Annotated in this window: 16 protein-coding genes; 7 read left to right on the top strand and 9 right to left on the bottom strand. The window is 51.7% G+C overall.

The features are described 5' to 3' along the window. The first annotated feature begins 150 nt into the window (after positions 1–150). The 4 genes from P0Y67_RS10435 to P0Y67_RS10420 all read left to right on the top strand — a co-directional run bounded on the left by P0Y67_RS10435 (position 151) and on the right by P0Y67_RS10420 (position 2,759). Complete coding sequence (locus tag P0Y67_RS10435; protein WP_342391811.1) at positions 151–348, top strand: helix-turn-helix transcriptional regulator; 198 nt, start codon at positions 151–153, stop codon at positions 346–348. Next, positions 339–2,027 (top strand): DUF927 domain-containing protein, encoded by a 1,689-nt coding sequence (locus P0Y67_RS10430; RefSeq protein ID WP_446728826.1) that lies wholly within the window; start codon positions 339–341, stop codon positions 2,025–2,027. Before P0Y67_RS10435 ends, P0Y67_RS10430 begins: the two co-directional genes overlap by 10 nt. Before the next feature lie 59 nt (positions 2,028–2,086). Next, positions 2,087–2,431: a helix-turn-helix transcriptional regulator gene (locus P0Y67_RS10425; RefSeq protein WP_000136520.1), complete on the top strand. Its 345-nt coding sequence runs from the start codon at positions 2,087–2,089 to the stop codon at positions 2,429–2,431. 178 nt (positions 2,432–2,609) lie between these two features. Continuing rightward, complete coding sequence (locus tag P0Y67_RS10420) at positions 2,610–2,759, top strand: hypothetical protein (RefSeq protein ID WP_014611895.1); 150 nt, start codon at positions 2,610–2,612, stop codon at positions 2,757–2,759. 81 nt (positions 2,760–2,840) lie between these two features. Here P0Y67_RS10420 and P0Y67_RS10415 read toward each other — a convergent pair whose 3' ends face one another. From P0Y67_RS10415 to P0Y67_RS10375, 9 genes are all read right to left on the bottom strand, one after another. Further along, the gene (locus P0Y67_RS10415) at positions 2,841–4,010 is read right to left on the bottom strand and encodes a site-specific integrase (protein ID WP_342391809.1); all 1,170 of its coding nucleotides are present in this window, start codon (positions 4,008–4,010) and stop codon (positions 2,841–2,843) included. A gap of 163 nt (positions 4,011–4,173) precedes the next feature. Next, the gene (mnmE, locus tag P0Y67_RS10410) at positions 4,174–5,541 is read right to left on the bottom strand and encodes a tRNA uridine-5-carboxymethylaminomethyl(34) synthesis GTPase MnmE (RefSeq protein ID WP_342391834.1); all 1,368 of its coding nucleotides are present in this window, start codon (positions 5,539–5,541) and stop codon (positions 4,174–4,176) included. Positions 5,542–5,671: 130 nt separating this feature from the next. Further along, positions 5,672–7,291: a membrane protein insertase YidC gene (gene yidC / locus P0Y67_RS10405; RefSeq protein WP_342391808.1), complete on the bottom strand. Its 1,620-nt coding sequence runs from the start codon at positions 7,289–7,291 to the stop codon at positions 5,672–5,674. 2 nt (positions 7,292–7,293) lie between these two features. Beyond that, positions 7,294–7,551 carry a membrane protein insertion efficiency factor YidD gene (gene yidD, locus P0Y67_RS10400; protein WP_342391807.1) on the bottom strand — a complete coding sequence of 86 codons (258 nt, stop codon included), beginning with the start codon at positions 7,549–7,551 and terminating at the stop codon, positions 7,294–7,296. Continuing rightward, positions 7,518–7,874 (bottom strand): ribonuclease P protein component, encoded by a 357-nt coding sequence (rnpA, locus tag P0Y67_RS10395; protein WP_027251744.1) that lies wholly within the window; start codon positions 7,872–7,874, stop codon positions 7,518–7,520. The genes yidD and rnpA overlap by 34 nt, the downstream gene beginning before the upstream one ends. Positions 7,875–7,888: 14 nt before the next feature. Beyond that, entirely contained in the window at positions 7,889–8,023 is a 135-nt protein-coding gene (rpmH, locus tag P0Y67_RS10390; RefSeq protein ID WP_081669218.1) for a 50S ribosomal protein L34, read from the bottom strand. A 235-nt stretch (positions 8,024–8,258) separates the two neighbouring features. Then, positions 8,259–8,996 (bottom strand): amino acid ABC transporter ATP-binding protein, encoded by a 738-nt coding sequence (locus tag P0Y67_RS10385; protein WP_342391806.1) that lies wholly within the window; start codon positions 8,994–8,996, stop codon positions 8,259–8,261. Beyond that, positions 8,993–9,664: an amino acid ABC transporter permease gene (locus tag P0Y67_RS10380; RefSeq protein WP_337112465.1), complete on the bottom strand. Its 672-nt coding sequence runs from the start codon at positions 9,662–9,664 to the stop codon at positions 8,993–8,995. Before P0Y67_RS10380 ends, P0Y67_RS10385 begins: the two co-directional genes overlap by 4 nt. Before the next feature lie 123 nt (positions 9,665–9,787). Then, positions 9,788–10,543, bottom strand: a complete 756-nt coding sequence (locus P0Y67_RS10375) for an amino acid ABC transporter substrate-binding protein (protein WP_342391805.1) — start codon at positions 10,541–10,543, stop codon at positions 9,788–9,790. Positions 10,544–10,954: 411 nt separating this feature from the next. On the opposite strand from P0Y67_RS10375, the gene dnaA reads away from it, so the two are divergent. The 3 genes from dnaA to recF are packed head-to-tail and all read left to right on the top strand — an operon-like array spanning position 10,955 to position 14,534. Beyond that, positions 10,955–12,337, top strand: a complete 1,383-nt coding sequence (gene dnaA, locus P0Y67_RS10370) for a chromosomal replication initiator protein DnaA (protein ID WP_120513843.1) — start codon at positions 10,955–10,957, stop codon at positions 12,335–12,337. A gap of 1 nt (position 12,338) precedes the next feature. Continuing rightward, positions 12,339–13,439 carry a DNA polymerase III subunit beta gene (gene dnaN, locus P0Y67_RS10365; RefSeq protein WP_342391804.1) on the top strand — a complete coding sequence of 367 codons (1,101 nt, stop codon included), beginning with the start codon at positions 12,339–12,341 and terminating at the stop codon, positions 13,437–13,439. 3 nt (positions 13,440–13,442) lie between these two features. Then, positions 13,443–14,534, top strand: a complete 1,092-nt coding sequence (gene recF, locus P0Y67_RS10360) for a DNA replication/repair protein RecF (RefSeq protein ID WP_342391803.1) — start codon at positions 13,443–13,445, stop codon at positions 14,532–14,534. Positions 14,535–14,546 lie beyond the last annotated feature (12 nt).

The raw sequence follows: 14,546 nt of genomic DNA, 5'->3' as shown, positions 1-14,546 counted from the left end.
TTTTCAAGGTGATACTAAATAAATTTCACTAAATATCAGTAGGATGTGTTTTTTTCTGAATTGCCCGAAAAGGGCAGTTCCAGCGGTCTGCTTAATAACTGATTTTTAGGATGATGCTGCATGAAGGTTCAATAATTTTCAGGAGGCATCGTGAACCAAGTTACTTCCACTACCAACGAAAGGTTACTCACATATCAAGAGGTGTGTTCTCTCACCCAAATATCACCGGCGACACTGCGACGTTATGTTCAAAGTGGCAAATTTCCATCACCAATCAAACTCAATGCTCATGGCCGCACAGTCCGTTTCCGACACAGCGAGGTGTTGACTTGGATGCAATGCCTGTAGGTGGAGTCATGCAGTTTGAACTACGTGACACAGGCTTATTTCATCTTCGATCTAATGAGAAGCGGAAAATCTCCGATCCAATTCGCGTTCTTTTTAGAGTGCGTAGCGATGACCGAGTCCGGAGTAATGGTGTGTTGTGCGAGTGGCTCAATCTGGATGGATGTTCCGTCCAGGAGGTATTTTTAATGAAGATATTGAATGGTAGCCAGTCCATGTTAATTCGAGAGCGGTTATTAGACAGTGGTTTTTGGATAGAACCTGGCATTGATACGTGGAAACTGATTCAACAATATTTAGTTAAAGAATCGCGCAAAGCGAGTACAGCAACCTTAGTGGAAAGGACTGGTTGGCATCGTGAGGTGTTTGTCACGCCCAGTTGGATTTCTGGTAGGAGTGATGAACCGTATCAATACCTGTCTCCACGTATTGCACCAAATTTTCAGCAGCAGGGATCTTTGGGCGATTGGCAACAAGAAGTAGGGCGTTTTTGTCGTGGCAATCCATATTTAATTTTCTCCATTGGCTGTGCCCTTGCCGGACCACTGTTAAAACCCGCCGGTTTGGAGAATGGCGGTATTCATATTGTTTCCAATTCTGCTGATGGTAAAACCGCAATTCTCCAAGTGTGTGCAAGTGTCTGTGGTGGTCCTGACTTCATGAAAAGTTGGATTGGCACTGCCAATGGGATTGCTGCTGTAGCGAGTGAACATCACGACCTAGTTTTACCGCTTGATGAAATTGGCATGGCCAAAGCGGAAGATATCGATACCTGTTTGTATCAAATTTTTAATGGTGCCGGAAAATTGCGGGCAGATAAAACCGGCAAGCTTGCTGAATCTGAGCATTGGCGTGTGCTGGTATTAAGTACAGGTGAAAAGTGGCTCGCTGAGATATTTGAAAGTTTGGGTCGTAGCCCGATGGCCGGGCAAGAAGTTCGTTTGATTGAACTTCCGGTAATTGGGCAGCATGGGGTACTGAATGATCTTCACAGCTTTTCCACACCTCAAAAGGCCATTGATCATCTGAAGTCTGCAAGTGCGAGAACCTACGGATCATTACTGAGATCATTCATCGACTTGATCACGACTGATGTGGTGGATCTTAATCAATATGTGCCTAAGGAATTACAGCGCATTGTTGATAGCTGGCTACTGCCGGATTCATCCTCACAGGTGCAGCGAGTCACCCGGCGTTTTGCAGTGATTTTAGTGGCCTTACAGCTTGCCTCACGTAACTTTCTGGTTAATTGGAGTGAGGACGAATCAGAACAAGCGGTGCACAGCTTGTATCGGATTTGGTTGGGAAGCCGCGGTCATTTAATGAACCTTGAGGAGTATCGCTTACTACAAAAGATTGGCGGTGTTCTAACTAAGTGGGACAAACGACTTGCTAAAGAAGGCGATGTATCTCGACCAACAAGCATAGGATATCGACGGTTTATCGATGGTAAGGAGCTTTGGCTCATCCACAAAGATGAATTTTTGAAAGGCTTAAATTTGCCAACTCATTATATGCGTGATGTTGAGCTGCTCTTCCGCCGTCAATGTCTTGAAAGTAATGAACGCAGCCGTGGTACCTATAAGCTAAAGATGAACGGTCGCTACTATCGTTTTTTTGCCCTTTGGCCTGACAGGGTGAGGCAAGCAATGCTGAAGATGGAGCAAGTCGATGATGAATAATTCAAATATCCCACTTTCCCATATTTCCCTGTTCGATTTTGAGGTAAAGGAGTATCAACATGACTGAAAAAGAGATGCTTCAGCGCATGCTGATGGATATGTCATTGCTTAAAAAACTGATTACCGATCATATCAAAAACGAGCAACGTCCAGACACAACAAAGGAAATCCTCACCGTTGAGGAATGTGCTGAGCTGACGGGGTTAAAGAAAAGCACTTTGTACCGGTTGACCCATGAACGCAAGATCCCATTCTTCAAACCCAATGGCAATCGGGTGTTCTTCAGGCGAGCAGATATCTTGGCTTGGTTGCAGAGTAATCGTGTGGCGTCTTCTGATGAGATTGATAAAGCCGCTGCTGATCATCTAGTTGCTAACCGAAAATTGTATGGTCGGAGATATTAGGTTGAGGCTTAACCTTTTGAAAATAAATAGGAATGGTTAGATACGTTACATGTCACGTTCTTTAACTGTGACATGTAACGGTTACTCGTCGAATTGACAGCTCAGGCTTTAATGACTAAGTCTTAATGAGCGTGCGAATACGCTTTTAAAAACAAATCATTAGCTAGGGACGGTCAATATGTCTGTTAAACATACTCCAACAGGTGTTGTACACAGCGGTGCTAAAGGCGGCACCACTGGCTGCGGCACTGATACGAAGAAAAATGCTGATCACTGGGTTAATTCCCACGAGAAAATCACATGTGATAAGAACGGCTGTAAAAACTAACGATCTTACGTGGTTGATGGAGGGCACTGTCGAGGTGCCCTTTTCGTTGTAAAATGTAGTCGTTTGGTAGTAATAATGCTCTTAGTCTGATGACTCATCAAAGATATCAGGGAAGGTCCGCATGGCTTCTGTGCGGCGGGTTTCCAGAATATCTGCGTAGATTTCTGTTGTTCTGAGTTCGCTATGGCCAAGCAATCTGGAAAGGGAATAGATGTCCAGGCCACGGGCCAGTTGGTTTACTGCAAAGGTGTGTCGTCCAGCATGAAAGGTCACGTGTTTGGTTATCCCGGCACGTATAGCCCACTGCACTAGCGCTACGTTGCTATAGCTGTCGTAACGTAAGCCTTTAAAAACCCGTTCTGTCGGTTTTCCCCTGTTTTCCAAGTTGAGTAAACGTACTGCTGAATCCGGTAAGTCGAGATATTGCAGGCCATTGCCCGAGTTTTTGAGCTTTTTCTGGGAAAAAATGATGCGGTAGTGGCCCTGGGCAAACAGTTCAATTTCACCCCACACCAGTTTATGAATGTCTGACCAGCGTAGTCCTGTCGTGCAGGAGAACAGAAATGCTCTCCGGAGTACATCGTAACGGCATTCTGCCTTGGTAAGGGCCTTTACCTCATCCAGAGTGAGATAAGTGCGCTGAGTCCTTTCTGCTTTGATGGATTTGACTTGTTCAACAGGGTTATCTCTGATGATTCGGTCTCGTTGCGCTTGGTTGAGTGCAGCTCGGATTTTATTGAAGTAGCTACAGGCGGTATTTCTGGAGAGGCTGGTATCTGATTTTGTTATTGCCTCATGCTGCAAGTAATGGCGGAATCCTTCCAAAAAGTATTTATCTACCTGTTCAAACGTGAGTTCTGTATGGCAATGATAACGGTGGAGATGGATGCCCGCTGAAACCCAAATTGAGTAATTGGATTTACTACCGGATGCTTTGCTTGCAGCTATTTGATCGAAGTAGTCAAAGAAGCTGGCATTGAGTTTAGTGCGATCATCCAAGCCGTGTTTGGCTGATTCCATTTCCAGTAGACGCTTGGCACGAATGGCCTCAGCTTTTTGCAATGTGGTTTTATTGTGCTCGCGCTCAACTGCGTTTTTTGGCTTGTTGTAGAGGAATAGATTTAACGTCTCGTATGAGCGTTTTTGAGCTCTTGAGCCGTCTTCCGAGGTCTTTGATCCATAATAGTAAACAAGCCTGATAGCTCGCAGGCCATTTTTATCTGGATCTCGTTTATGTATGCTGATTTTCATAGGTTTTTCTCATCTTGTGCGCCATATGTGCGCCAGAATTTATCTGTGGCGCACACGTGGCGCAAGAATCGACAAAACCCTTCAAATCACTTCCCACCAAGTAAAACAAAATTATTTTAAAATCATAATGTTGTTTTGATTTGGTTTGATGCGTTTTACTCTTTTACTTCCCGATACAGAAGGAGGTAAAGATGCGGCCCAGTAGATCATCGGAGGTAAATTCGCCGGTGATTTCGCTCAGGTGCTGCTGCGCCAGGCGCAGTTCTTCGGCCAGGATTTCACCGGCCATGTAGCCTTCCAGCTGCGATTTTCCTGTCTCCAGGTGCATGGCGGCTCGTTCCAGTGCATCCAGGTGGCGACGGCGGGCCATGAAGCCCCCTTCCGTGGTCCCGGCAAAGCCCATGCAGGCTTTGAGGTGATCGCGCAGGGCTTCCACGCCGTCACCCGTCCGGGCCGACAGCCGGATCAGGGTCGGCTGGTTGACATGGCAGATGCCGGTCGGTTCTCCGGTCAGCTCCGCTTTGTTGCGGATCACGGTCAGGCCCATGGAATCAGGCAGCCGTTCGATAAAGTCGGGCCAGATCTCTGCCGGGTCGGTGGCATCTGTGGTGGTGGCATCCACCATGAACAGCACCCGGTCAGCCTGTTGAATTTCGTCCCAGGCCCGTTCAATCCCGATACGTTCGACTTCGTCGCTGGCATCGCGCAGGCCGGCGGTATCTATGATGTGCAGCGGCATGCCATCAATGTGGATGTGCTCGCGCAGCACGTCACGGGTGGTGCCGGCGATGTCGGTGACAATGGCGCTGTCTTTACCGGACAGGGCATTGAGCAGGCTGGATTTACCGGCATTCGGGCGGCCGGCAATCACCACTTTCATCCCTTCGCGCATGATGGCGCCCTGATTGGCTTCACGGCGCACCGCATTGAGTTCTGCCATCACAGTATCCAGATCGGCGCTGACTTTGCCGTCACTGAGAAAATCAATTTCTTCTTCCGGGAAATCAATCGCAGCTTCCACATAGATACGCAGATGGATCAGGGCTTCCACCAGCGCATTGACGCGCTGGGAAAAGGCGCCCTGCAGCGACTGGAAGGCACTCTTGGCGGCTTCTTCACTGCTGGCATCAATCAGATCGGCAATGGCCTCGGCCTGCGCCAGATCCAGCTTGTCGTTCATGAAGGCCCGCTCGGAAAACTCGCCCGGACGGGCAGGGCGTACCCCTTCAATCTGCAGGATGCGTTTGATCAGCATGTCCATCAGCACCGGACCACCGTGACCCTGCAATTCCAGCACATCTTCACCGGTGAAAGAATTCGGATTCGGGAAATACAGGGCGATGCCCTGATCGAGTGCTGTGCCGTCTGCGGCCCGAAAGGGCAGGTATTCGGCGTAACGTGGCTTGAGGCTGCGTCCGGTTACGGCTTCGGCCACCTGGCCGGCCAGCGGACCGGATACGCGGATAATGCCGACTCCGCCACGGCCCGGAGGGGTGGCCTGAGCGACGATAGTGTCGGTTGTCTGAGTCATCATGATAGCTTTCGTCTTTGAGCGTGGGCGCTATTGTAATCAGTGTTGATCAGGATAGCCAACTCTGCGAGCGGGCAACAAAAAGGCGGCCATACAGGCCGCCTTGTCATCTTTCATCTCAGAAGCAGGCTTACGCTTTTTTGCTGTGCAGGCCTTTCTTCTCCAGTTGTTTGAAGATGATGTACTGCTGAATCAGGGTGACGATATTCGACACCAGCCAGTAGAGTACCAGACCTGCCGGGAAGAACAGGAAGAAACCGGTGAACAGCACAGGCATGAAGGTCATGATCTTCTGCTGCATAGGATCGGTTACTGTGGTCGGGCTCATCTTCTGGATCAGGAACATAGTGACACCCATCAGAATCGGCAGCACGTAGTACGGGTCCTGCGCTGACAGGTCATGGATCCAGCCGAAGAAAGGAGCGTGACGCAGTTCCACTGATTCCATCAGTGCCCAGTACAGGGCGATGAAGATTGGCATCTGCAGGATTAACGGCAGGCAGCCACCCAGCGGGTTCACTTTCTCTTTCTTGTACATCTCCATCATTTCCTGGCTCATGCGCTGGCGGTCGTCGCCGAAGCGCTCACGCATCGCCTGCAGTTTTGGCTGCAGCATGCGCATTTTGGCCATGGAGGTGTATTGGGCTTTGGTCAGCGGGAACATCACACCACGGACGATAAACGTCAGGATGATGATGGCAATACCCCAGTTAGCCACGAAATCATGGATAATCGACAGCAGCTTGTGCAGCGGGCTGGCGATGAACCATAACCAGCCGTAATCAGCGGTCAGATTCAGGTTCGGAGCCGTTGCTTCCAGCTTGTCCTGCAGCTTAGGACCTGACCACAAGGTCGCTGTCAGCGTCTGCTCTGCACCCGGTGCCACTGTGGCACTTGGCAGGCGGACACCAATGTAACCCTGGCCCTGGCTGGTGCGGGAGAACAGGTTGCTGGTGTCTGCGGTGCGCGGGATCCACGCCGAGACAAAGTAATGCTGCATCATCGCCGCCCAACCCTGTTCCATGCTCAGGTTGAGGTTTTTATCGGCCATGTCGTCAAAGCTGTACTTTTTGTATTTCTCGTCATCAGCCGAGTAAGCACCACCGCGGTAAGTCGGCATGGTCAGGCTGCCGCCGTCATCCAGCAGGGTTTGTTTCAGCTGCGCGTACATCTGCACTGTGGCAGGCGCGTCAGACTGGTTGTTGATGGTATAGGAGACGTCCACCGCGTAACTGTCACGGGTCAGGGTGAAGGTTTTGGTGTACTCGATACCGTCTTTGCTGTAGGTCAGCGGCACTTTGAGTTCGTCCTGACCATCGGCCAGTACAAAGTCAGTGGCTGCTGCCGTCAGTTGCGCGCGGCCGGCGGTCGAGTCGATACCGTTGGCACCGATCAGACCCGACTGGGCAATGTACTGGTGCGCCGGTTCGTTTTTCAGCAGCACGAAGGGATCGCTGGAGTCCAGTTCGTTGTCGTAGGCCAGCAGTCTGGCTTCAACTATGTCACCACCCAGAGTATCAACAGTCAGATCCAGCACATCGGTGCGGATGTGGATCAGCTTGTCGGAACTGCTAGGCCCTGGGATCGTCTGACTCTCGCCACTGTGTGACGGGACATCGCCCTGGGTCGTCGCGCTTTGCGCAGCTGTCTGGTTCTGAGGTTGCGTGCTGGTGTCGGTATTCCACTGTTGAAACAGCAGAAAAGACACGAACAGCAGGGCAATTAACAGAATATTGCGTTGGGAATCCATCGTTAATGTTCTCTGTCGTTATCCTGGGTTGGCGGAACGGGGTCGTAGCCACCGTTGTGCAAAGGGTGACATCTTAATAGACGTTTCGCCGTGAACCAACAACCTTTTATTGCCCCGTGAGTTTTTAGTGCTTCAATCGCATACTGGGAGCAGGTCGGGGTGAAACGACAACGCGGCCCGATCAGCGGGCTGATTGCCAGTTGGTAAAAGCGGACTAGTCCTACGACTAGCCACGCGAGGGGCGAGACAGGCGATGCCATAGCTTATCAAGCAACTTACACAGATCGGCGTTGCTCATTTCACTGGCACTTTTTTTAGCAATCACCACAAAGTCTTTCGCAGGCAGATCATGTTGCTTGAGACGGAAGCGTTCCCGTGCCAGGCGTTTAAACCGATTGCGGCCTACCGCGGTTTTGATTTGTTTTTTAGGGACTGCCAGACCGAGCCGTGGATGGTTCAGGTCGTTGTTGCGGGCCAGAATGGTGAAGTGAGGAGAGCCAGCACTGTGAGCTTGCTGGAAGACATGTTTATAATCTTCGGGAGTTAACAGACGTAACTCCCGAGAAAAAGCGTACTTAGTCAAAATAATCGCAATGATTACTTAGACAGACGCTTGCGGCCTTTGGCGCGACGTGCATTGATTACAGCGCGACCGTTCTTAGTTGCCATGCGTGCACGGAAGCCGTGAGTACGCTTGCGCTTTAGAACTGAAGGTTGAAAAGTGCGTTTCATGGTTTTACCTTAAAATTACTGATCAGTTTTAAGTTTTTGTGTTAACCGGTTGCCCGAAGGACCCCTGGAAGGGCTTCAAAAAACCCATTACGTCCACAAAGAGGCGGAATTGTAATCACTGACCCGCTCGGAGTCAATCTTTACCCCCTGCCTGTGGGTCGGTTTTTATCCTGTTTTTGTCAGGATGCACCCGGGCGCTGAATTATACGTTTTGTTGGGCGGAGTGCAAGGATCCTTACTGGATCCCGACCTGGCGCAGGAATTTTTTCAGGCGCGGATCCTGTGCATGGTTGAAGATCGCCTGCGGAGATCCCTGTTCGACAAACTCGCCGTCGGCCATGAAGATCACCCGATCGGCCACTTCCCGGGCAAACTGCATTTCATGGGTTACCACCAGCATAGTCTGGTTACGTGTCGCCAGCATTTTCATCAGGTTAAGCACTTCGCCGACCCATTCCGGGTCCAGCGCGGAGGTCGGCTCATCAAATAACAGCAGCTCGGCTTCCAGCGCCATGGCCCGGCCGATACCGACCCGTTGCTGCTGGCCGCCGGACAGGGCTGCCGGGTAGCTGTCCCCTTTGTCGCCCAGCCCGATGTCATCGAGAATTTGCTGGGCTTTGTCGTTGGCGGCCTGCTTATCCCAGCCTTTGACTGTGATCAGACCTTCGGCGATGTTCTGGCGGGCCGTCATATGGGCGAACAGGGCATAGTTCTGGAACACGAAGCCGGTTTTACGCCGAATGGCCAGCATGTCTTTTTTGGTCGCCACCGGGGCTTCAACATGGATGCCGTCTATGGTCATATGGCCAGTGTTGGCGTGTTCGAGAAAATTGATACAGCGCAGCAGGGTGGACTTCCCGGTGCCGGACGGGCCGATGATCACCACGATTTCGCCCTGACTGATCGACAGATCAATCCCCGAGAAAATGGTGTTGTCGCCAAAGCGTTTACTTAAGTTATGCAGTTCAATCATCGTACGTATGCCCTGTTAAGTTTCACCTCTGCCCAGTTTTGCACCCGGGTCAGCACCACCACGATTCCCCAGTAAATCAGGGCGACGGCCAGGAATGCTTCGAAGAATTTGAAACTGGAGGAGGCTTCCATCTGCGCCTTGGCCATGATCTCGGCGACCCCTAAGGTAAATGCCAGCGAGGTGGATTTGATCATGTCAATAAAGTAGTTCATCAGTGACGGCAGGGCGACCCGGGTCGCCTGCGGCAGTATGATGCGGCGCATGGCCTGCATTTCAGTCATCCCGATAGACAGGCTGGCTTCGCGCTGGCTGTGGTCGACACCGATAATGGCGGCGCGGATACTTTCCGCCATATAGGCGGCAAAGTGCAGGCTGAGTCCTATCACGGCCGCACTGAAGGCATCCAGGCCGACCAGCGGCGGAAAGATCTGCGGCAAGCCGTAATAGAGCAAAAACAGTTGTACCAGCAAAGGGGTGCCGCGAAAGAAGCTGATATAGATCTGACTGAGCTGATCCAGTACGGGTAACCGATAGACCCGAACCAAGGCCAGGGTGACAGAGATCACCAGCGCAAAAACCAGTCCCCATACCGCCATGCCCATGGTTGTGCCCAGGTATTTGAGCAAAATAGGCATGAGCGACAGCATGTATTCAAAATCGAAGCCCATATGGATGCGTGTTCCGTGGAGTATTGATAACGAAAGTGACAAGACCCACCTTAAAGGTGAGTCTTGATATTACGTATTAGTATAAGGATGGTGACCTGAAATGGCAGGATTAATTACTGTCAATTAGCGGGTAATGTCAGTACCGAACCATTTTTGTGAGATTTCGGTCAGTGTGCCGTCTTCACGCATGGCGTTCAGCGCTTGGTTGACCTGGTCACGCAGCTGCTGGCCTTTTTCGTTATTCTGGAAAGGCCATGCATTTTCGATGCGCTCGAAAGTCGCTCCCGCCAGCTGCAGCGGCAAGCCTGCTTTATTGATCAGTTCAACAGAAGACAAACGGTCCATCACGAAGGCGTCAGTACGGCCCAGCGCGACATCGTGTTCAATACCTGTGTCATAGGTTTTGATCGTAATCTCGTCGGCATTATCCAGGCCACGCAGCAGTTGCTCGTAGTTAGAGCCCAGGTTCACGCCCACGGTTTTGCCGTTCAGATCGTCCGTGCCCTTGATGCTTTCATTGCCTTTACGGACCACCAGTTGCGCCCCGTCAATCACATAAGGGTCGCTGAAGACGTATTTGGCTTTACGCTCATCGGTAATAGTGATCTGGTTGGAAATGGTGTCGATACGGCCGGTTTCCAGTAAGCCAAACAGACCGGAGAAGTTAGCCGTAACAAATTCCACTTTGTAATCGTTGCGTTTACCGATTTCATTCCACAGATCGACTTCAAAACCCTGCAGCTGATCTTGTTTTACGAAAGTGAACGGGAAGTAGCGGCCAGACATGCCGACTTTAACGTCAGTAGCAGCAATGGCTGCCTGGCTGACGCTCAGACCAAGTGTAAGCGCGGTTAATGAAGCTTTAACCCAGTTTTTCATCTGTCTACTCCTGAGATGATGTTGTTTTTGTAGGGTGATTCCTATCATCCTACTTGTCAGTAAGAACAATGCTTAAATAACCAAAAGTTATTTGTAATAACTATAGGGGCTATTACTCGCACAGCGGAAAACTTTGTGCCGGTAAAAGCGGATACCGCTTATATAAGGTATAAAATCATAGCGTCTTGACCGGCAATCTGCTGTTTTTATCCTCAAGATCCTGTTGATTGTGCAAATAACTGTGGGTAAGGCTAGGCTAAACTGTGCTGATCTGGCCCTTGGTTGTGGGATCTGTGTGAATAACTTAGATCTTATTCACTGGATCTGGGATCTCTTTGCTGGAGATCCTAAGCCAGCAGGTATAAAATTGCGTCCCTTTTCGTATTTTCGTTATTCAATGTGGAGTCGAACTTGTCATCTTCGCTTTGGCTGCAGTGCCTTCAACGCCTTCAGGAAGAACTCCCTGCCACGGAATTCAGCATGTGGGTTCGTCCGCTACAGGCCGAGTTAAACGACAACACCTTGACCTTGTTCGCCCCGAACCGCTTTGTGTTGGACTGGGTACGGGATAAGTACCTCAATAGTATCAACCGCCTGTTAAATGAATTCTGCGGTGCCGATACCCCAATGCTGCGGTTTGAAGTGGGCAGCAAACCTGTGACTGTGCCGCCGCCCCAGCCCGCTGCTGTGGTGAGCGGGGATAAAATCGATCCGCCGTCACCGACCTGGGAACCTGCACCGTCGCCGGTCCAGCCGGAATCGCAAAAGGGTTACCGCTCCAATGTGAACCCGAAACATAACTTCAACAATTTTGTCGAAGGTAAATCGAACCAGCTCGGGCTGGCTGCCTGCCGCCAGGTGGCGGATAACCCGGGGGCGGCGTACAACCCGCTGTTTCTTTATGGCGGCACCGGCCTGGGTAAAACCCACTTGCTGCATGCTGTGGGTAACGCCATTGCTGATCGCAAACCGAACGCCAAAGTGGTCTACATGCACTCCGAGCGTTTTGTTCAGGACATGGTCAAAGCCCTGCAGAACAATGCGATTGAAGAATTTAAGCGCTACTACCGCAGCGTCGATGCCCTGCTGATCGATGATATTCAGTTCTTTGCCAATAAAGAGCGCTCGCAGGAAGAATTTTTCCACACCTTCAATGCCTTGCTGGAAGGGAACCAACAGATCATCCTGACCTCAGACCGCTACCCGCGTGAAATCAGCGGGGTGGAAGATCGCCTGAAATCCCGCTTTGGCTGGGGGCTGACAGTGGCGATTGAGCCGCCGGAGCTGGAAACCCGGGTGGCTATCCTGATGAAAAAGGCCGAAGACCACAATATTCGTCTGGCCGATGAAGTGGCCTTCTTTATTGCCAAGCGTCTGCGCTCGAACGTGCGTGAGCTGGAAGGGGCGCTGAACCGGGTGATTGCCAACGCCAACTTTACCGGCCGGGCGATTACGATTGATTTTGTCCGCGAAGCGCTGCGCGACTTGCTGGCGCTGCAGGAAAAGCTGGTCACTATTGATAACATTCAAAAGACAGTGGCCGAGTACTATAAAATCAAGATGGCTGATATGCTCTCCAAGCGCCGTTCCCGTTCGGTGGCCCGCCCTCGTCAGATGGCGATGGCGCTGGCCAAAGAGCTGACCAACCACAGCTTGCCGGAAATCGGTGATGCGTTTGGCGGCCGCGACCATACCACTGTGCTCCACGCCTGTCGTAAAATCGAACAGTTGCGTGAAGAAAGCCATGATATTAAAGAAGATTACTCTAACCTGATCAGGACATTGTCGTCGTAATATGAAATTTTCCGTTGAACGAGAACATCTCATTAAACCTCTGCAGCAGGTAAACGGTGCACTGGGTGGCCGTCCGGCGCTGCCTATCCTCGGCAACCTGTTACTGCAGGTAGAAGCGGGCAAGCTGTCTCTGACCGCGACCGATCTGGAAGTGGAGCTGGTGGCCAATCTGGCCCTGGACGGCGACTGGGAACCGGGGGCGACCACTGTACCGGCCCGCAAATTTCTCGATATCTGCCGCGGACTGCCAGACAGTGCGCAGCTCAAGATTGAATTGCAGGGTGACAGGCTGCTGCTGCGCTCTGGCCGTAGTCGTTACTCACTGACGACTTTGCCGGCCAGCGACTTTCCCAATATTGAAGACTGGCAAAGCGATGTCGAACTGCATTTGGCGCAGGGCCAGTTACGCCAGTTGATCGAAAGTACCCAGTTTTCCATGGCCAATCAGGATGTGCGTTACTACCTGAACGGTATGCTGATGGAAACCGATGGCAAACAGCTGCGCTCGGTGGCGACCGACGGACACCGGATGGCGGTCTGCACCGTCGCTACCGAGACTGACATGCCGGGCAAACAAATTATCCTGCCGCGTAAAGGGGTGATGGAGTTAATGCGTCTGTTAGACAGCCCGGATGCCGAGGTCGTGCTGCAGATTGGCCAGTCGAACCTGCGGGCTGTGGTCAACAATTTTATCTTCACTTCCAAGCTGGTTGATGGCCGTTTCCCGGATTATCGCCGGGTGTTGCCGCAAAACAGCAGCAAGTTTCTGCAAGCCAGCTGTGAGGAGCTGCGCCAGGCCTTTTCCCGCGCCGCCATTTTATCGAATGAGAAATTCCGCGGCGTGCGCGTGAATCTGATCAACAATGAAATGCGGATCACTGCCAACAACCCGGAGCAGGAAGAAGCGGAAGAAGTGCTGGATGTCGATTTCCAGGGCGACGAGCTGGAGATTGGCTTTAATGTCAGCTACATCCTGGATGTGCTCAATACCCTGAAGTGCGATCAGGTGCGGATTTCGATGACGGACGCAACAGCCAGTACCCTGATTGAAGATGTCGCTGACAGTGATGCGCTGTACGTGGTGATGCCGATCCGGCTGTAACCTATGGCGTTAACGCGATTCATTGTTAAAGATTTTCGTAATCTTGAGGCTTGTGATCTCACCTTCTCGGAGGGTTTCAATTTTCTGGTCGGTGCCAATGGCAGCGGTAAAACCAGTTTGCTGGAAGCCATCTATTTTCTCGGCCATGGCCGCTCCTTTCGCAGCCACCTGACCAGCCGGATTATCCGTCATGGTCAGGATGAACTGGTACTGCATGGCCGGGTGCATGCGGACAGTGCACTGAAAGGTGATCTGGAGCGACCGCTGGGGATCAGAAAGCAGCGGGATGGTACGACTCAGGTTAAAATAGCCGGTCAGACGGGCCAGAAAGTGGCCCAGCTGGCGCAGATTCTGCCGCTGCAGCTGATCACCCCGGAAGGTTTTGAGCTGATGGTCGGCGGCCCCAAATTCCGTCGTGCGTTTATCGACTGGGGGGTGTTTCACGTGGAACCGCGTTTTTATCAGGCCTGGAGCCGGGTAAAACGGCTGACCAGACAGCGCAATGCGCTGCTGAAAACCGCGCGCAGCTACCGGGAACTCAGCTACTGGGACCAGGAACTGGCCCAACTGGCGGAAGTGATTGACGGCTGGCGCCGTGATTACATTGATGCCCTGCGCGAGCAGGCCACCGCCTTCTGTGGCGATTTTCTGCCGGAATACGAGATTCAGCTCGGCTACTACCGTGGCTGGGAAAAAACGACCCCTTACAGCGAGCTGCTGGCCGCCAACTTTGAGCGCGATCTGCAGCTCGGTTATACCGTCAGCGGCCCCAATAAAGCGGATCTGCGGCTTAAGGTGTCGGCTATGCCTGTGGACGATGTCCTGTCCCGCGGCCAGCTGAAATTATTGATGTGTGCGCTGCGATTGGCACAGGGTCAGCAGCTTCGTCAGGCAACAGGCAAGCAGTGCCTTTACCTGATAGACGACTTTGCCTCAGAGCTCGACAGCAGCAAACGCGCCCTGCTGGCAAAGGGATTACACGATACTCAGGCTCAGGTGGTCATCAGTGCCATCAGCGAGGAGCAACTGGGCGATATGAAGGCCGAAAAGGGCAAGATGTTTCATGTCGAACAGGGTAAAATAACCGCAAGATAATTAAAGCGAGAG

The sequence above is a fragment of the Photobacterium sp. SP02 genome (assembly GCF_038519165.1).
Taxonomy (GTDB): domain Bacteria; phylum Pseudomonadota; class Gammaproteobacteria; order Enterobacterales; family Vibrionaceae; genus Photobacterium; species Photobacterium halotolerans.
The sequence above is the reverse complement of the archived record's forward strand: the minus strand, read 5'-3'. Positions and strand labels throughout refer to the sequence as shown.